Source organism: Paenibacillus sp. GQ49 (assembly GCF_059759055.1).
Genome location: NZ_JCAXEL010000005.1, coordinates 365235 through 382678, shown reverse-complemented (window position 1 = coordinate 382678; position 17444 = coordinate 365235). Strand labels below are relative to the sequence as shown.

The 17444-nt window shown below is 42.2% G+C and carries 18 protein-coding genes and 2 pseudogenes; 2 read left to right on the top strand and 18 right to left on the bottom strand.

Annotation, left to right across the window (positions count from 1 at the left end; translation table 11 throughout):
* From AC6CIF_RS12800 to AC6CIF_RS12780, 5 genes are all read right to left on the bottom strand, one after another.
* Positions 1-261: alanine--tRNA ligase-related protein (locus AC6CIF_RS12800; RefSeq protein WP_498199915.1), on the bottom strand; the 261-nt coding region annotated here is incomplete at its 3' end.
* Between the two features lie 42 nt (positions 262-303).
* On the bottom strand, positions 304-2352 hold the full coding sequence (locus tag AC6CIF_RS12795; RefSeq protein WP_498199914.1) for a glycoside hydrolase family 16 protein: 2049 nt from the start codon (positions 2350-2352) through the stop codon (positions 304-306).
* Between the two features lie 153 nt (positions 2353-2505).
* Positions 2506-4047 (bottom strand): response regulator, encoded by a 1542-nt coding sequence (locus tag AC6CIF_RS12790; protein ID WP_498199913.1) that lies wholly within the window; start codon positions 4045-4047, stop codon positions 2506-2508.
* 3 nt (positions 4048-4050) lie between these two features.
* On the bottom strand, positions 4051-5889 hold the full coding sequence (locus tag AC6CIF_RS12785) for a sensor histidine kinase (RefSeq protein WP_498199912.1): 1839 nt from the start codon (positions 5887-5889) through the stop codon (positions 4051-4053).
* 72 nt (positions 5890-5961) lie between these two features.
* Positions 5962-7614: an extracellular solute-binding protein gene (locus tag AC6CIF_RS12780; protein WP_498199924.1), complete on the bottom strand. Its 1653-nt coding sequence runs from the start codon at positions 7612-7614 to the stop codon at positions 5962-5964.
* 192 nt (positions 7615-7806) lie between these two features.
* On the opposite strand from AC6CIF_RS12780, the gene AC6CIF_RS12775 reads away from it, so the two are divergent.
* Positions 7807-8064, top strand: coding sequence for a GlsB/YeaQ/YmgE family stress response membrane protein (locus AC6CIF_RS12775; RefSeq protein WP_074095306.1), 258 nt, complete (start codon positions 7807-7809; stop codon positions 8062-8064).
* A 289-nt stretch (positions 8065-8353) separates the two neighbouring features.
* Here the strand turns inward: AC6CIF_RS12775 and AC6CIF_RS12770 are convergent.
* The 7 genes and pseudogenes from AC6CIF_RS12770 to AC6CIF_RS12740 form a co-directional block, all read right to left on the bottom strand.
* Positions 8354-8653: pseudogene (locus AC6CIF_RS12770) on the bottom strand (GNAT family N-acetyltransferase); the annotation flags it as partial.
* A gap of 478 nt (positions 8654-9131) precedes the next feature.
* A complete protein-coding gene (locus tag AC6CIF_RS12765) occupies positions 9132-9551 on the bottom strand; it encodes an ester cyclase (protein WP_338587014.1) in 420 nt (139 codons plus the stop codon).
* A 124-nt stretch (positions 9552-9675) separates the two neighbouring features.
* The gene (locus tag AC6CIF_RS12760) at positions 9676-10674 is read right to left on the bottom strand and encodes a zinc-binding alcohol dehydrogenase family protein (protein WP_498199911.1); all 999 of its coding nucleotides are present in this window, start codon (positions 10672-10674) and stop codon (positions 9676-9678) included.
* A gap of 3 nt (positions 10675-10677) precedes the next feature.
* Complete coding sequence (locus tag AC6CIF_RS12755) at positions 10678-11304, bottom strand: ABC transporter permease (protein WP_498199910.1); 627 nt, start codon at positions 11302-11304, stop codon at positions 10678-10680.
* Positions 11301-12071, bottom strand: a complete 771-nt coding sequence (locus tag AC6CIF_RS12750; RefSeq protein ID WP_498199909.1) for an ABC transporter ATP-binding protein — start codon at positions 12069-12071, stop codon at positions 11301-11303. The genes AC6CIF_RS12755 and AC6CIF_RS12750 overlap by 4 nt, the downstream gene beginning before the upstream one ends.
* Positions 12072-12084: 13 nt before the next feature.
* On the bottom strand, positions 12085-12990 hold the full coding sequence (locus AC6CIF_RS12745) for a glycine betaine ABC transporter substrate-binding protein (RefSeq protein WP_498199908.1): 906 nt from the start codon (positions 12988-12990) through the stop codon (positions 12085-12087).
* 11 nt (positions 12991-13001) lie between these two features.
* The gene (locus AC6CIF_RS12740; RefSeq protein ID WP_498199907.1) at positions 13002-13658 is read right to left on the bottom strand and encodes an ABC transporter permease; all 657 of its coding nucleotides are present in this window, start codon (positions 13656-13658) and stop codon (positions 13002-13004) included.
* A gap of 137 nt (positions 13659-13795) precedes the next feature.
* Here AC6CIF_RS12740 and AC6CIF_RS12735 point away from each other — a divergent pair, with 137 nt between their 5' ends.
* A complete protein-coding gene (locus AC6CIF_RS12735) occupies positions 13796-14152 on the top strand; it encodes a winged helix-turn-helix transcriptional regulator (RefSeq protein WP_036673628.1) in 357 nt (118 codons plus the stop codon).
* Between the two features lie 228 nt (positions 14153-14380).
* Here AC6CIF_RS12735 and AC6CIF_RS12730 read toward each other — a convergent pair whose 3' ends face one another.
* The 6 genes and pseudogenes from AC6CIF_RS12730 to AC6CIF_RS12705 all read right to left on the bottom strand — a co-directional run bounded on the left by AC6CIF_RS12730 (position 14381) and on the right by AC6CIF_RS12705 (position 17235).
* Positions 14381-15214 carry an SPL family radical SAM protein gene (locus tag AC6CIF_RS12730; RefSeq protein WP_498199906.1) on the bottom strand — a complete coding sequence of 278 codons (834 nt, stop codon included), beginning with the start codon at positions 15212-15214 and terminating at the stop codon, positions 14381-14383.
* A gap of 171 nt (positions 15215-15385) precedes the next feature.
* A complete protein-coding gene (locus tag AC6CIF_RS12725; protein WP_498199905.1) occupies positions 15386-15772 on the bottom strand; it encodes a Ger(x)C family spore germination C-terminal domain-containing protein in 387 nt (128 codons plus the stop codon).
* Positions 15773-15984: 212 nt separating this feature from the next.
* Positions 15985-16353 (bottom strand): YhjD family protein, encoded by a 369-nt coding sequence (locus AC6CIF_RS12720; protein WP_498199904.1) that lies wholly within the window; start codon positions 16351-16353, stop codon positions 15985-15987.
* A gap of 1 nt (position 16354) precedes the next feature.
* The gene (locus tag AC6CIF_RS12715) at positions 16355-16702 is read right to left on the bottom strand and encodes a YolD-like family protein (RefSeq protein WP_498199903.1); all 348 of its coding nucleotides are present in this window, start codon (positions 16700-16702) and stop codon (positions 16355-16357) included.
* A pseudogene (locus AC6CIF_RS12710) lies at positions 16699-17136 on the bottom strand (DinB/UmuC family translesion DNA polymerase); the annotation flags it as partial. The gene AC6CIF_RS12715 and the pseudogene AC6CIF_RS12710, both read right to left, overlap by 4 nt.
* Before the next feature lie 6 nt (positions 17137-17142).
* A complete protein-coding gene (locus tag AC6CIF_RS12705) occupies positions 17143-17235 on the bottom strand; it encodes a Y-family DNA polymerase (RefSeq protein WP_498199923.1) in 93 nt (30 codons plus the stop codon).
* Between the last annotated feature and the right edge of the window lie 209 nt (positions 17236-17444).

Genomic DNA, 17444 nt, shown 5'->3' with positions numbered 1-17444 from the left:
TTTATAGTTATTTTCATTTGCTTTAAACTCCCATCGACCTATCATTTCAAAAAATCTCAGATGCAACGTATCTCCTACTTCATCAATATCCACTGTCCTTAAACACTTCTGAATATTAGTTATCTCATTACCTATCTGATGCTGATGAACTAAATTATCAAGTCTAAATTTAAACGACCGATTCCCAGGTAGATATATTGGGAATCGGTCGTAAGCCAATTTTAGAGTATGAGATTTCAGGTTCTCCGGTTTGCCCAGCATCTGCTCCATCTGATCTTTATTTGCTCTATCCGAAATCGCAAATTACTGTTCTTTATAAACGCGTACATAATCCACTTGCATAGTCGCCGGGATATCGGAGGCGTTCGGGGTACGGCCTCCGTCAAAGTTTCCGCCGACTGCCAAGTTCATAATGAGGTAGAACGGCTCATCGAAAGGTGCATTCGGATTATTCGGCGCAGCTGCGGAATACCACTGCTCGTTAGTGACTTTATAGAAAAACTTGCCGTCCACATACCATTTAATATTGTCCTCTTCCCAGACTACTGAGTACACATGATAATCATTGGCAAAAGTTTGCCCCGCCGGGAAGTGATAATCGCCGCCCGAATACTGATTCCCGGGCCATTGTCCACCAAAGTGTATGGTGCCGCTTACTGATCCAGGCAGACGGCCCCTCGCTTCCATAACATCAATTTCTCCTGATGCAGCCCAAGTCCCGTATACCGAATCTTGTGGAAGCATCCACAGTGCTGGCCATACACCATCACCTGTAGGAAGCTTGGCACGAAAGTCTACTCTGCCGTATTTCAAGGATAGTTTATCCTTGGTGTTAATCTTTCCTGAAGAATACTGCGCATACCGATTCGGATCCTGCGGGAAAGATTTGCTGTCGTTCATGGCTTTGATATTCAGCTTCCCGTCCTGTACATATACATTTTGAGTGCTGTTTGTGTAGTGCTGCAGTTCTGCATTTCCCCATCCCCAAGTACCGGGATCGTTATTGAGATAATATCCTGTTTCATAGTTCCATTTACTTGTATCTAACGTAGTTCCGTTGAATTCATCCTGCCAAATGAGGTTCATGCCCGCAATTGCCGGGTCGGTTGGCGTTCCGATTGAGATATCCTCTTGATCGGATACATCCGGACGCGGAGCATTTGGATTGCCGATGAAAGTATAGTTGACGAAGTTGTTGCCAATATTTCCACCCGCCTCTCCGTTCAGTGGATATCCAATACGGATCTGCATATTTTCTTGGATTGGCTGGAACCAAAGACCATAGATATGATCGGCCCAATAACCCCACTGGTTGGCATCGGACATATTGTTATACCCATTACCGGAGTATGCAAATTTGCTCTGGCTGGAGTTACTCAAATCAACCCATTGCCCATTCATGTTAATTTGGTATATAAAATTGTCCAGTTCCTTGGCGATTGGTGCGCCCCCATCAATTTTGGGAAGCGGAACCCCAATGGAACCATTCGCATCTGCTGTGAAGGTTGTTCCTTCGTATGGCGTAATGACATATGAATTTCTTGTAGGTTCATTAAACGTAATGGTATAAACAAGATTAGCCGAAGAAGTCTTTGATTCTAATTTGACATTGATCGACTCCGTTACGTTAAACCAGTACCCACCGCCGCCATCCGTGAATTGGCCAAAATTGTGATCGTAGATCCAGCCGCTGGCTGCGTTATTGTCAATATCAATCCAGGTGCTACTGTTTACAGGTTTGACATACACCTTCAAATCATCCGCAACAGCTTCATAAGTGACCGCAGGATTATTGTTGAACGTTGGATATGTAAAGCCCGCACCGCCTGTGAAACTTGCTGTGATTTGTGGACCTTGTGTTGCATTCATCGCTGTAATGGTTGTTTTGTTGATGTTTTGGAATACAAGTTGATACTCCAGCTTAACACCATTCGCTTTGGAGTACAGTTGAATCTCGGTTGTTGCGGAGAGTGTGAACCAATAGCCATTGAAGCCGCCATCGCTCCAGTGCCCCCAGTTTTGGTTATAGATATAACCGCCTGCCTGGTCGATATCAACCCAGTTGTTGCCCACTTTTACATTAACGCCTACATCACTGTGAACATCATTCCATGTCGCGGAGCCTCCATTGAACTTAGGCATAACAAATCCGTAGCTGGCCTTGCCAACCCCAGATTTTGAAATAACAGGCCCGTCTGCTGATGAGAAGTACTCCATTGAGGTTACGGTAGTTCCCGCTGCCTGAACCTTTGAAGCTGGCAGTATGCCAATACTAGTCAGCATCACAACCACAAGGAACATACCGAGTACCTTTTTCATAAACCGTTTCGCCGTAAAGTGAGATGGTTTCATGATTGTCCTCCTTTAATAAAATAGTAGCTTCTCCCAATCCATGCGCATTAAGGAAATCGCTTACATGAAGGGGTATCTTTATTCTATCGAATAGATTAATTCGCTGAAAAGGTACAATTGTTTTTGTGGTATCCCATTTTTTTGGCTTTTGATTCAATCTGCCTTCTGCCGCATCATCTGTCGGTACTCTGTGGGTTGGATCTGCATCACAAGTCGGAACGCGCGTGTAAAGCTTTTGTAGCTTTCATAGCCAACCATAGCAGCCACCTCCACAATTTTATGATCGGTTTCGGCGAGAAGCCGCCGCGCTTTATCCAGACGCACATCTCGTAGGTATTCAGCAAAACCTTTACCAATATTCTTCTTAAACAGATTTGAAAAATAAGCATAATTAAGCGATACATGATTGGATACCATCGCGAGGTCCAGCGGTTTGTGGTAACTCTCATGTATAAAACGAATAGCTTCATTTAGATCCTGCGAATGGCGATAGCTACACTTATAGTCATAATATAACTGATTCAGCCGAAGCAGCTGCTGTTGCAGTGCTTGTATATACTCACGCATCCCTTGATAATCAAAGAGGTTACGCAAGGATTCAAGATCCAGCACTTCTTCCCCCATATAAGGGTGGATAACTCGTTGGTATTCCTCCATCATCTGAACGGTGGCGGCGCAGAGCTGTTGGGTATAGCGAATAGGATAACGTTGCAGCACCTTTTTGTGAAATATTGCAGAAATACCCTGAGTAATTGTTCCGCTGTTATCTGTTCCAATCGACTGGAACAGTTCATATAAGTCTTCATAGGGCAGTTGCCACTGCTGTTCCATATGCTCAATATGTGCTGGGGAGATACTGTACTGATCAGGAAACAGGTAACTGTGGCGATAGAGCTCAAGCACTTGGTTATAGCTGTCGGGTAGTTCTTTTAACCCCTGCATCGGGTTAGTCATGGCCGTTATGGCATCGATCTTTGCTTCCTTGAGCGCTGCTGGCAAAACACTTGGATCTATGGACGCATCCACCGCAAGGATCAGGTATGGGCGATGTTGCAGGCAAATACAACCTTGTCTGCCAAACACACGACAAGCAATGGCTTCCATACTATGAGCGCTGCTGGCTCCGGGCTGGTTCATGTAAACTTCTTCCCGCAGCAGGGCTAGGCGATAATTACGCCATAACGCATCATTTTGTTCCTCAATCTGAAGGATCCATGCGTCATCACTTAACGCACCTTGCATAAACATTCTTAATTCTTTACGATCGGTCTCTTGGGCGAGGCGGGATACACGCTGCATATTATGCGTAAGTGCCTGCCGTGTCTGGATCTCTTGCCATACATGCTCCAGGGAATGTTGCAGATCCTCTCGCTTCAAAGGTTTGAGCAAGTAACCCTTTGCACCAAGCCCGATAGCTTGTTGGGCATATGTAAAATCACTATAACCGCTGATAATGAGGTATTCCACATCCATGTATTCCTCTTTGGTTTGAGCCATGAGCGTCAACCCATCCATATAGGGCATCATAATATCGGTAATAACGATGTGAATGCAATGCTGCCGCAATAGGGACAGCGCCTCAATCCCACTCGCGGCACAGTATATGTTGTTCAGCTCCAGAGGAAATTGATGCAGCATGGCTTGCAGGCCGTCACGAATGTGTTTTTGATCGTCCACAATCAGGATATTAATCATGCTCTACCACCCTCCAAGATTTACATTTTCCCAAGGCAAGCGTATCGTTACGCAGGTATATGCACCTTGCACACTATCAATCCAAAGACCGCAATTCTTGCCATAATGAAGCTGCAATCGCTTATTCACGTTTTCCAAACCAAGTCCGCTCCTGCTAGTAACCATCGACGTATCCGATTCGCTCCGCAGTACTGCCTGAAGACGGTGTAACATCTCAGGCTCTAACCCCTTTCCGTCATCTCTTATATTAATGAAAAGCAGACTGTCATTCTCCACAGAAAAGGTAATCTCTACAGTTACCCTGCCGCCTGAAGGTGCCCCGTGATGAACTGCATTTTCAACGATAGGCTGCATACACATCTTGGGAATGGCGTAGCGAAGGATCTCCTGAGGAAGATCCGCCGTCATAACGATACTGCCGCCTTCCATAAAGTTGATAAATTCAATATAACTTTGGATATTGGCAAGCTCCTCACGAAAAGCAACGGTATCGCTACGCCACTGCATGCTGTAACGTAACTGGGAGCCCAACGACACCAATGAATTGGCTATAGCAGGCTGCCTCTGTACCTCTGCCTCCATACGGATCGATTCCAGGGCGTTATATAAAAAATGAGAATTAATCTGCGAATGCAGGGAGTGCAACTGTGCGTTTTTGGCAATTAACTGCTTATCCACGACCTGTGTCATTAGACGTTTGACCTCATGTAACATTTTATTGTAATTCACCGCCACCTCATCGATTTCATCCCCTCTTTCGTTCTCATCAAGGCCTGTATCAATCATTGCATCCAGCTCGCCTTTCCCTACCTGACGCATGGATACCAGTACGCTGTCCAACCGCCGGAAAATACGCCGCGTCGTTTGGGATACGAGTAACATAATCAGCAGCAATACACATAATGTAATCGTTACCACAAATGCATACCAACTACGCGGCCCCTTCATCAATGCCTGATGGGAAGCAATCTCGACCACATAAGTGTTCAACGGAGCGATGTATCGATACAATGCGTAGAAGCTCTGATCCCCCACCTTAACCTGAAGCGGGCTTTCCTGCGGCATTATATCCAGCTGGTGGTGAATACTGCCAAGGATCTCCTCCATCCCCTGCCCGTACTTTTCAGAAAACTCATGCTGGGGATTGTAAACATACTGGGGAGGATCGCTTGCGTTTATCAACACCGAAAAGAAGTCCCCCTTGCTCTCCTGGAGCAAATCGCTGAAAAACATGCTGTGCGGGACTCGCACTTCCATAATACTAGGGCGTTTGTGTTCCTGCCCTTGAAGGCGAACCAGGCGATAGTAGGATAAAGTGTGTTCACCGTCCCTAAAAGAAAATAAACGGTAAGCCGCACCACCTTCGTCCCGAAGCTTTACCCAATAATCCTGCGGCCAAAATTTCTTATAATGATAGATTTCAGGCCAGATTTCGTACAAGTTTGGATTATCGACGTAAAAGCTAAGTTCACTGATCATCGCATTGCTTTGAATGATATTAAGCATTTGCTCAAACTGGTTTTGCTTAAACTTCACCAGACGCAGTCCATCCACAAGCATATTGGAATGAATAAAATCCACAAATGACTTTTGAGTAAGGGCTGTATTGGAAGCGTTCTCAATCATATCCATTCTTCTGCGCAATTGTTCATTCAGCCATGAAACGTGGCTGTTGCCCGTTGCCATAGCATCCTTATATAGCTGGGTTTCTTGCATGCGGATATACACAAAGGAGATCAAAATAACAGGTATGGCAATCATCAGGCTAAATGCCAGAAACAGCTTTTGGGATATACGGGCATTGCGATAAAGCTTCCTCAATCTCGTTAGCAGGTATTTCATTCTGATATTCACCACCTTTGTTATACCATATATTACTAGTTAGCTGATCGTTAACAATGTAGTAGGGAATGGTTATCTGGCTATCTTGGTTTTCCGCAGTTCCAGTACAGCCTGGCGGTATTCCATTACTTGGTTAAAGCCATAGTTCACACGGCGTATCAGAAAATTTTCGAAAATTTTGTCAAAGGCAACTTCATCCTTCGCTGTAATCAGTTCTGGCAGCACTTCTTCCCAATTCTGAGAAATACGTGACCAGGCTAACGCTATATCGGAATCCCCTATAGGATCTAGTCCCTTATAGATGCCGCTGTCCAGATCGGCCTGTTGGTTGGCGAACTCCTCCATTTGCTTAATGGATGGTGCATTCTCTGGTCTCCACTTGTTAACGAAAGCAGGGTTTCGCAGCATCCAGTAGGTATCCATAATGCCATATTCCTTTTCCAGCCGCTCCCTATCCGTGTCATACAACTGAACCATCGCCGCAGTCAACTGCGGTTTGCCGTTTTTCATCGCCCAGCTTTCACCTTCTTTGCCCAAAAATAAATCCCTTTGGCCTTCTTCGCTGGCCAGATAGGTCAAAAATCGGATGGCCCGTTCAGGGTTTTCCGTGGATCTGCTAATCATCGTAACCATCCAGCCATCCATGCTGCCGGGAAACAGTTTGGCGGATTCCCCCCTGCTGCTCCGGGGTCCATCTACAGCAATATAGTATGAACTCTGATTAGTAAGGACTTCCAATTTCGAATTGAGGTCCGATATGTCTGTCCATTCCCGAATCATCATAAAATATTGGGCATGGTTGGTTTTTTCCTGCACCTGCGCACTGGAGTCGACCAGAAAATCAACATTAATCAGGCCCTGCTCGTAAGCGGTACGAAATGTTTTCAGCCACTCCATATAATCGGGATCTGTCATTCGGTCGTATACTTTACCGTTCTGTTCATGGGGGATCGCAAGCAGATTTTGCAAATATTCGGTCAACCCATAGGATGCATTCCCCTGTGCCCAAAACGGACTGATCAGCTGGCCTTTATAAACAGAATATTGATTCTTCAGCAAGTGTAATGCATTTAGAAAACCTTTCGGTGTGGTAAGGTCCGGTTTGCCCATCGACTCATACAGATCTTTACGTACGAGAAAGGTTTGGTTCGCTCCCGTCAAGCCGGTTGAACGCATCTGTTCGGGACTGTACGCATCATTGGGAATGACATAGGTATGGCCGTCTTCCTGCCGATACCATTGTAGAGCACCATCACCTGCTACCTTGTAAAAGTAAGGATCATACTGGTTGGCTAGCTCATCCAGGGCATAGATGAGATTACTCTCCCGTAGTTTGTTAACCGCACTCTCCCAGGAGCCGATGGTTATCAAATCTGGCAGACTACCGGTCGTCAACATCCGTGATAACATCTCGCTTGGTTCACCAGTTGATACTTCAAATTCGATATTGACCCCTGTTTTTTGGGTGACATATTTGGAAGTCAGGCTCTCACCCCAAGTGTGCCCGTACCATTCGGCTCCAACGAACCACGTTAGATTCACGGGGGTGGTATCCAGCTTCCATGACGGTTCTTCCAGATTCAGATTAAGGCTCTGTATCTGCTCCGTGAAGTCAGCCTTTGTCGAAAAACCCCTATTTTCCGATTGCTCTGACTCAGAACAAGCAGTCAAGCCTGACATCAGAAACATCATCAACAAGGCTGTAATAAAAGGACTTCGAAACATAAACACCTGAGCGCCTCCTTTCTATACTGGCCATCCCCATCTGCACCAGCATTCATACTAGTGATGGTACAACCGATTTTACTACCCTTGGATTAAAATGGAAATGGTTTAGTGGTCGATTCGCAGATGATCCGCAACATTCCCCCTAACGAAACATAACTTGTAATAAATCAATGGAAGGGAGACCAATTCGTGTATTTAATCTGGATACTTATTGTCGGTGGGCTAATTGGCTGGTTAAGTGGAAATCTGATTGGACGGGACGTGCCGGGAGGCGTACTTGGCAATATCATTGCTGGCTTTGTTGGATCATGGTTAGGGTATGAACTGTTGGGACCGAGGGGGCCAGTGGTGGGTGGATTTCATATCATACCCGCGATCGTCGGGTCGATCATTGCTCTCTTGATTTTCTATGCTCTGGCACGCGGTGGAGCGTTCCGAAGACGTTAACAGGCGGAGACGACAAGTTTTACCCAATTGATTGGGTATTGACGTAAAGCTTCTTTCGCCACCTTTGCATAATCTTCTTCACAAAGCATAGTATCCGGTAGCAAAGCTTTTTTCACTTCTTCTGACATCCAACCCGTATTACGAGTCAGACTCAATTACTGTCAAGATAAATACATGGGATTACAGTTCCTGTGAAAATGGTTGGGTGGTCAAGCATCCAGCTAACCTGCAGACTGTTCACTTTTTTGAATGTGACTTTATGTTCGATTTTTACAACTTCAATTCATATCGCTTTTGCTTTATTAAGCAAGGTTCGCCCTATTCCATTCCCTTGATAATCAATATGAATATAAAGTTGGCTTATCTCAGTTTCACTATAGGCAATCATTCCAACTACTTTTTCATCAATTAACGCTAAATCAATTTGATACTGTTTAGATAGTATATGATTTAAAAAATATAGATGGTTTCCGAAGCTATGGGTTTCAGCCTGACCAATTGCCCGTTCCTTACTATCTCTCCACATTTTCACTGTATGTTCAGCATACTTGGGATTATAGTTAGATACTTTGATTTCTAGCTTGTTCATTAATATACCGCCTTAAATAGAAAGATTTTCAAACGATGCAGTATTGACTTTATTAAGCGTCAACTAACTTCACCCTATTATTTCCCTTACATATTCAGAGCACTCTTGGACCAAGTTATGTAACTTATTCAAGTCTACACATCAATAATAATATTCATTCTATAATTATACCTGACTTGAAAATATACTCGCATCTTTAAATCTTCAGCTGAATGCAAATGCACCATTTGGCATGTAAATCAACTGATTTTATACGTTTGAATTTTTGTATGTCTCATATCCAAACTCCATGTTGTAGCTTAGAATGTGATGAATCTTCACCGTGCCGGGGTTGATATTCTTGTAGGGACGGTAGATTATATATTCCTAGTTGTAAATCACTAAGAAGAGGGATTGCAAAATGCAGTCCCTCTTCGACTTTAATCTATTTATCCAACTCTTAATTTTTTGGAACGATGCCCAGATCGAGGAGATGTAATTATGCTTTTGGAATTGCCCCTATTTGTTGAAGCAAGCCGAGCATATCCGGTTGACCATATTCTTCAATAATTTGGCCATTAGAGATCCGATAAAAATTCATTGCATTTACTTCGATTTTTTTGCTCGTTGGTGGAAACCCGAGAAACTCTCCGTCTTGTGTGCCCTTCATGACAAAATGAGCTGCTATTAGATCCTCTTCTGCTACCAGCTCCTTAACAGTCCATTGTATATCGGAAAAACCAGATCTCATCATATGAATTATGGAGAGATAACCACTTGGACCATTCATTGGTTCTTTTTGCATAGGTACATAAAAAACAGCATCTGGAGAAATCAATTCTTCAGCAAGTTCCTTGCTTGCCGTATTAATGAAGTTCGTGAAACGATGCATCAATTGTTTGTTTTCTGTAATCGTCATATTTAAACCCCTTTCTATTTTCGTGAGCATATGCCTTCACTTAAATTTTATCTCTACTTTAGATAATTGGTAAGTAGGCACCTTTTTGTTATATAGGAACCTTTTTGTAACTATTATTTTATCTCTAGGTTGCAGAGAAGTTATCATTCGTCTCTACAATGTCATTGGATATAACGATCTTACCGTTTGCGGTGTTACTTTCCATTAAAAGATGTGCCTTTCCAATCTCCTCGAGTGTAAAGACTCGGGCAATAGGTGGGACTATACCATGTTTTTGGATATGCTCAAATAAAGAGATCAGTGTACTTTCTTTGATAACTTCACTGGTGAACGCTGTAAAATACACACCTGTGGGTATATCCACTAAAGGTTCAAAGGCATCAAGAGTCCATTCATTTCCTAATATTCCTGACATGCAACATATCCCTCGTTCTGAGATGAATTGCAAGGACTCCTTTACAGTCGTTGTACCAACCAACTCTAGAACCTTGTTTACCCCATTTGGAGCAATAGCATACACCTGTTCTCTCAAATGCTCATTATCGAGCAGTGCATAGTCTGCTCCAGCTTGTTGGAGAAGTGCAAATTTCTCTTTGTCTCGAGTCGTTGATATAACTGTTGCTCCTACACTCTTAGCTAGCTGAAGTGCTGCTAAGCCTACGGAACTTGTCCCACCACGAATAAGCAGCATCTCTCCTGAAGTCAATTGAAGACATTCAAATAAGGATGCATACGCGGTATAATACATTTCCGGTATCGCTGCAAGTTCAATCCATTTCATATCGCTAGGAATAGGATACACTTGGTCCGAAGGTATAAGTGCATATTCAGCATAACTTCCGTCAAATGCACGGCCTAACCCTCCCATTAATGAAGCGACGGTAGTTCCCTTTATAAATGTGCTATCTGAAGGGTCTTTAATCTCCCCTACGCATTCGATCCCAATAATACGCGGGAATTGAACGGATGGTGAATGCCCCTGTCTAGTAAACATTTCGGAGCGATTTATTCCAAACGCCCTGATTTTTACAAGTACCCACCCAGGTTTGACTGTAGGAATAGGTACTTCTGTTATCTGTAGTTCTTGTGGGGTACAGACCCTTTCCAATATAACTGCCTTCATTATTTATCTCCCCGATCTCAAATGTATTTGTTTCTCAAACAGCATGAATATTGCGTTCGTCACAATGGCAAGTACTGTTGACAATAAGCCCCCCCACAAAATTTTATCGATATTCATGGTCCGTAATCCATCATTTAATATCGTACCTAGCCCTCCTGCATTAATGAAGGCAGCGATGGTTGCCATGCCAATGGTTGTTACCGAAGCAAGTCGAAGGCCTGTAAACAGAGGCTTGATTGCCAAGGGTACCTGGACCTGAAGTAAGATCTGAAATCGGCTCATACCGACCCCTGTAGCAGCTTCAATAACAGATGGTTCAACATGATTCAAAGCTGCAATGAACTGACGTAGAAGGATATATTGGTTATAGGCAATGAGCACGGTAATGGCTGTCGTTTTCCCCAATCCGGTCACAGGGATCATTATTGCAAACATAGCCAAGCTCGGAATAGAATACAAGATTGAAAACATGTAAATCAGTGATCTAGATACCTTATCAGAGGCCAGAGCTAAGATGGTTAAAACGATTGCAATGATCACAGAGAGCAGCATGGTCAGAATGAGGATCTCCACATGCTCCAATAATGCTTGTACCAACTTATCCGGATGTTTAATGGCATAGTCGATCATTTTAAGTTCCCCCAGAAGCGTTCTTGCTCCTTCGAAGACTGAATGAGTGAGTGCACAAAATCATCTGCAGGATGAGTTACAATTTCTCTCGGGGTATCGAACTGGCACACCTTCCCCTGATTCATAATCATAACCCTGGTTCCCATCTTGAATGCTTCATTAATATCATGAGTCACGAACAAAAAGGTTTTTTTCATTCCCCCATGAATCTTCAAGAGTTCATCCTGGAGATTTAAGCGCGTAATGGCATCCAAGGCCCCAAAGGGTTCATCCAGCAGCATAATATTGGGATCGGTCGCTAATGCTCGCGCAAGACCAATTCTCTGTTGCTGTCCTCCGGACAATTGTGAAGGATAACGTCGTTTGAAGTTCTCTGAATCTAACCCAACCAAAGCTAACAATTCTTGTACCCGTTCTTCGATTTTCTTTTTGTCCCATTTCAAAAGACGAGGAACAGTAGATATATTTTGTTCAATATTGATGTGGGGGAACAAGCCTACTTGCTGAATAACATAGCCAATTTTTCTTCTAAGTTTTACAGAATCAACTCCAGCGATATCCTCGCCAAATATTTTAATAATCCCATGGGAAGGATCGTTAAGCCGATTCACCATCTTCAATAAAGTTGTTTTTCCTGATCCAGAGGAGCCGAGGATGGTAATAAACTCCCCTTCACTTATCGACAAGTTCACATGATCAACTGCATATTCATTGGAATCGGAATATGTTTTACTCACATCATGGAATTCGATTGCTGTTGGATTCATGTTAACGCCATCCTTATTTAATGGAATCATAAAATTCTTTTGCCACATCTTCATATTCTTCTTTGTCTACGTCCACTTTTGCGTTTAGTGCGGTTACGGTGTCTGTATCCAATACCGAACTAACCTTATTGATCACTTCAGCGATACCGGGGTCCGTTGAGAGCACATTATCACGGATAACAGGCGCCAAGTTATAAGGTGGCCATACTTGTTTGTCATCTTCCAATAGGGTGAACTCGTCTTTGTTCACCAACTGACCTTCAGTGGTATATGCGGGAGCAACATCAGCCTCGTTGTTTCTAAGTACTTCATATTTCAAACTGTTATCATATACTTTGGATGATTTCCAATTGAGCTTGCCATACACTTTCTCTAAAGCTGGAATACCGTCAGCGCGCTGGTCAACCTCTCCTTGGGAAGCAAATCGAATCTCACCGGCATGTTTTTGCAAGTCGGTAATGGTCTTGATCCCTAATTTTTGTGATACTGCCGTTCGAATAACGAGACCCGCTCCATCATTTGCTTTTGAATAATCGAGCCATGTGATATTGAATTGCTTTTTGTATTCTTCCTTGACTGTTGTATACACTTCATCCGGATCTGTCATCAAATCCATCTTTAAGACGGCCAACAACCCCGTACCTGTGTACTCTGGATACATATCGATATCGTTATTAACAATCGATGAATGAATGATGGAACCCGCAATATTAGGAACACGCTCTACTTGGTATCCCGCGTTCTCCAAAGCCAAAGCATATAGCTCCCCGACAATTAAATTCTCAGTGAAGTCTTTTGAACCAATTCGTATTGTCGATCCATGATTATTCGTTTTATTACCACATGCGCTCAAAATTATGGACAAAACAAGTGTGATTGAAATGGTTAAAACCAATTTTTTCTTTATGTTCTTTTTCATTTGTGTGGACCCTACCTTTGCAAGAATTTATATCTAAACAATACACGTTCAGACAGATCTAAAATGAAGCCTATACCAATAGCCAGAATCGCTACTGAAATACCACCAATTAAAAGTAAATCCGTTCGATTGAGCCCTAAACCGGTAAAAATGATCTCTCCTAATCCACCAGCTCCAATTTTGGCAGCCAAAGTAGCGCTGGCGATAATTTCAATCGCAGCGGTTTTAATCCCTGTCAAAATCAATGGTCCAGCCACTGGAAATTGGATTTTCCATCTAATTTGTCGTTCAGACATCCCTACACCTTGTGCAGATTCAAGTAAAGACATGGACACACTCTGTAACCCGGATACTGTATTCATTAAGATAGGAGGGATTCCTAAAATAATGAGAGCGACAAGGGCCGGCCTAATTCCAGTACCCATGATAGGAAGCAACAGAAGTAAGATCGCTAGGCTGGGAACGATTCGTAATGTTTGAACTAACGAGATGATCCATTTTTCGGAACGACTGTATTTAGTTGATAAGGTACCTAATGTCATTCCGATAAGTGTAGAACCCATCAATGCCAATAAACTGATCTCTAAATGCTGTCTCCAAGAATTCAAGAACGTTAACATATGATTTGAAAAATAGTCACTCAGTTGCATCCATAAACTTTCTTGCAAAACCCCTCCTCCTTTCATTCATTTTCATTTGCTTTTTTCATCGACAGAACTATAATATAAGCAATGTAGTAGTTTTGAAAGTAGGCACCTTTTTGTTGTATAGGAACCTAATAGTAACTATTGGAGGCGATAATGTAGTGATTCCAAAAAAAGATTTGCCGTTGTGTCCAGTGGCAACGACAGTTGGCTTGATAGGTAACAAGTGGAAGTTATTGGTTATGAGGGATCTTTTGAAGGGAACTCAACGATTCGGAGAACTTCGTAAAAGTATCCCGGAGATCAGTCAAAAGGTTCTCACTGAAAATTTACGTTCAATGGAAGAGGATGGAATTGTCATTCGTACTGTTTTTGCAGAAGTCCCTCCGAGAGTCGAATACAGCCTAAGTGATTTAGGAAATTCACTAAAGCCAATTATATTCTCTATGGAAACATGGGGACTTGGGTACCAGAAACTCAATGATGAACTTCCAAACGATATTCATCAGAGTGAATGATTTCAATTTGTTATTCCACGGTCATTTCAAAAATAGAATAAGCTCCTCAATTATTCCCATGGACTCATAAACAATGCATTTTCATCTCCAAGTTAAGTCAATGGAGGACTCATGCGTCCTCCATTAATTCGTAAGAGAATGTTGATCTTCGAACACCAGTTTCTGCAATATTTCTATTGCATGAAGAAAAACGGACAAGATCCTCATAAAATGAATGGCTATTTAAAATCAAAATGGATATGCGCTGTTTTTAGATACATGAATTATTTCAGATGGGAACCTTGCCTTAAAATATTTTTCCACTTTCAGATGAATGCTTTTCTCGTACCATTTGTCCCAGCCGTTCGCATCAAATAATTTTGGCATCCCTAAACGCTCAGATCTCATCCCCATTTGACCATCACCAATCAATAGCGTATCAATCCAAATTCGATCAGTTATGCCTTGTAACATGTTAGCGAAATTAGGTGAAAAAGGTAGCACAGGGGAGATAGATACTTGTGTATGTATCCCTGCATCCTTTATCTTTTTCAAGGCTTTGACTCTTAAATCTATTCCAGGAGCATAGGGCGAAAAAATTCGTTTCACATCTTCGCGATCTGTCTCGATTGTCATTGAAACCAGAATTCGACATTTTTCCTTTAATTTCAGCAGTATATCAAGGTCTCTGGCAACCAGGGGGCTTCTAGTTTGAATTTGAAGTGAATCTGGTGGGTTTTTATCCATTTCTTCCAATAGGCTTCTTGTAATGTTTGCCTTCTGCTCTACAGGTTGATAAGGATCTGTGGCTGATGACATGAATATACTTATGGGTTTATTTTTACGTTTTAGAAGAGAGACTTCCTTTAGATAGTTTTCTGCTGCATTTTTCTTGACATCCACCCACGATCCCCAAGGAATATCCTTAAACTTTTGAATAGGCATTTCTCTGACGTAACAGTATTCGCAAGCAAATGCACAACCTGTATAGGGATTTAGTGAATGAGTAAAACCAATATCTAGATAACCTTTTACTTCACTTAATATTTTCTTAGACACAATGTCTTTGATTTCAATTGGCATGACGCTACCATCCCCTCAATTACTTTTCAATCTATCATCTTGGCAATCTTTTCTTCGTTGCGTTTTATCTTAAAATTTCTCATGCTACTTGAAAAGTAGGCACCTTTTTATTAGATAGGAACCAGAATGTAACTATTAGGTGTTAACAACAAAAAAAACGTTTCAACTCGATTACTCTACTGCTCCAGTGGAGCCGATTCGAAGATCAACTTCCACATCAAAATGTGCTCGGGACAGCTCTTTCCCCCAGTCGGCCTGTGCTTCCTTGTATAAGGGATACTGATATGCCCTGGCATAAAAACCATATCCGAAAGGATCGATATTATAGTTTTGGCACTTTTTAATAAGCGCCTCCATGCTTTTTTTCATTTCCTTGCTTAATTTATTTGCCATTTCCTCGGAATTTCTCAAAAGCTCAAATTCAAGAAACTTTTCAGTTATGCTGACGATCGACTTTACTTTAATGTTGAAATGAAATCTGCCATTTTCATGAGAGGATTTCGTTTTTACCGAAATGTCACCTAAAGAAAAACTCACTTTGTCGATGTTAAATGGCATGGTTTGTTGTAAATCATCAACAGGAAAAGTGAGATTGACCCCTGGTTCAGCTCCATTTTTTAAAATGTGAAGAACTCCATCATAAATCCAATGTAATTGAGTACATAGTTTACTCTGCCTTTCTATTTATCTTTTTTGTGATTCCCGGTTTGCAGAAAGATCTGCTCGTATTGGTTGCCACATCGATGAGTTAGACTCTTATTTTTCTATGTTCATTTGAGCAAATCAGTAATATCAACGTTCATATGTTCAGTAAGCATTAAGGTTACATCCACTTTCACTTTGCTCCATAATAATGTCATTTTATGAATGTAACCTCGCACCGAATAATCTACCGTTAAACTCAGTTCAGATCTCACTTCATCTATGATTTTAATATGATGTTCCTTTAGCATTTGTTTCGATTTGTACATTTCTAAAGCAATTTTCTTTTGGGTACCGTCCAAGTAGTCAACATACACAGATTTCATCTTAAAGTTTGAAGCGTATATTTTATGCTTATCTACCTCCAGAGCACCTAAAAGATAAGGGAGCTCTACCACCCTCTTCACGAGTGAAAGTTCCTCGAAAGTCTGTCGCACTTTATACGCCTCCTTCCTCAAGTTTCACAGCGACCAATTGATCAAAATCGACCCATTCAAATCCATTCTCCATTTCAATTTTGATTTTCTTTCCAAAGGTACTGACTGAAGTGACGATCCCGTGTATATCCCGATTGCCTGACTCAGTAAATATTTCAAAGGTGGCATGCAACGTATAATTGAGCGACATATCTATATTTTGTGTAATAATCTCCCACTCATCTTCATGGATCAGCGGTTTCGTTTGATAATGAATTTGAGTACGATGCTGTATAATTCGTTCTTTATGTTGTGGAAGCATCATTCGGCTCGATTCCCATAATCCATTGGCCTCCAGTTTTTTGCTCATTTATAATGCCCCCCGATTTTAGATGCTCGATCGATCGCTTGACCCGCAGCCGTAATGGAGCTCGCTCGTAGAATGGCAATGTCGCCAAATCGATCTTTAATATCGTCCATCACCTGATCAATGGCCCGTTTCTGCTCTTGATCATCAAAAAAAGATAATTGATATGTACCCGCGTTGGATAATTGAGACAGGGATACGCCTACACGGCGCACAGGTTGCCCATCCCAGTGTTGATGGAATATGCGTTTGGCTATCTTGCATACATCAACGGTTATGTTTGTAGGATCAGACAGTTTAACCTGCCTGTGAAAACCAGTGGGGTGGTCAAAATCCGCTCCAGACACACTTACGGATACGACACTACCCATCAATCCCTTTTGGCGGGCTCTTCTGCATACTTCTGTGCAGATATCGAGAATAACCACTTCGATCTCCCAAGCCTAGCGTCTTGCGGGGTCTCCCGCGACAGCTAAAGGTCTATTTTTGTATTGAGGCATTTTTGCCTTTTCGACTGAAGCATAAAAGCTCTGCATATCAATGAGCATAATGGTTCGTTGCTTAGTCAACACTGTAATCACTCCTGTACTTTTAAGAACGTATGTTTGTATATATTATAGACCGAACACACGTTCTTTATGCAAGAGGTAAATATTTATATTTAGCTTTTGAAAACCCTTGGACACCATAATGAACTGTAGACTGGATATTGTCAGCCACTTTAGCCATCCAAATAATTAATTTT

Coding starts and splice junctions, on each gene's coding strand:
- AC6CIF_RS12795 (WP_498199914.1), bottom strand. CDS start 2,352: ATGAAACCATCTCACTTTACGGCGAAACGGTTTATGAAAAAGGTACTC.
- AC6CIF_RS12790 (WP_498199913.1), bottom strand. CDS start 4,047: ATGATTAATATCCTGATTGTGGACGATCAAAAACACATTCGTGACGGC.
- AC6CIF_RS12785 (WP_498199912.1), bottom strand. CDS start 5,889: ATGAAATACCTGCTAACGAGATTGAGGAAGCTTTATCGCAATGCCCGT.
- AC6CIF_RS12780 (WP_498199924.1), bottom strand. CDS start 7,614: ATGTTTCGAAGTCCTTTTATTACAGCCTTGTTGATGATGTTTCTGATG.
- AC6CIF_RS12765 (WP_338587014.1), bottom strand. CDS start 9,551: ATGACGATTACAGAAAACAAACAATTGATGCATCGTTTCACGAACTTC.
- AC6CIF_RS12760 (WP_498199911.1), bottom strand. CDS start 10,674: ATGAAGGCAGTTATATTGGAAAGGGTCTGTACCCCACAAGAACTACAG.
- AC6CIF_RS12755 (WP_498199910.1), bottom strand. CDS start 11,304: ATGATCGACTATGCCATTAAACATCCGGATAAGTTGGTACAAGCATTA.
- AC6CIF_RS12750 (WP_498199909.1), bottom strand. CDS start 12,071: ATGAATCCAACAGCAATCGAATTCCATGATGTGAGTAAAACATATTCC.
- AC6CIF_RS12745 (WP_498199908.1), bottom strand. CDS start 12,990: ATGAAAAAGAACATAAAGAAAAAATTGGTTTTAACCATTTCAATCACA.
- AC6CIF_RS12730 (WP_498199906.1), bottom strand. CDS start 15,214: ATGCCAATTGAAATCAAAGACATTGTGTCTAAGAAAATATTAAGTGAA.
- AC6CIF_RS12725 (WP_498199905.1), bottom strand. CDS start 15,772: ATGCCATTTAACATCGACAAAGTGAGTTTTTCTTTAGGTGACATTTCG.
- AC6CIF_RS12715 (WP_498199903.1), bottom strand. CDS start 16,702: ATGAGCAAAAAACTGGAGGCCAATGGATTATGGGAATCGAGCCGAATG.
- AC6CIF_RS12705 (WP_498199923.1), bottom strand. CDS start 17,235: ATGCAGAGCTTTTATGCTTCAGTCGAAAAGGCAAAAATGCCTCAATAC.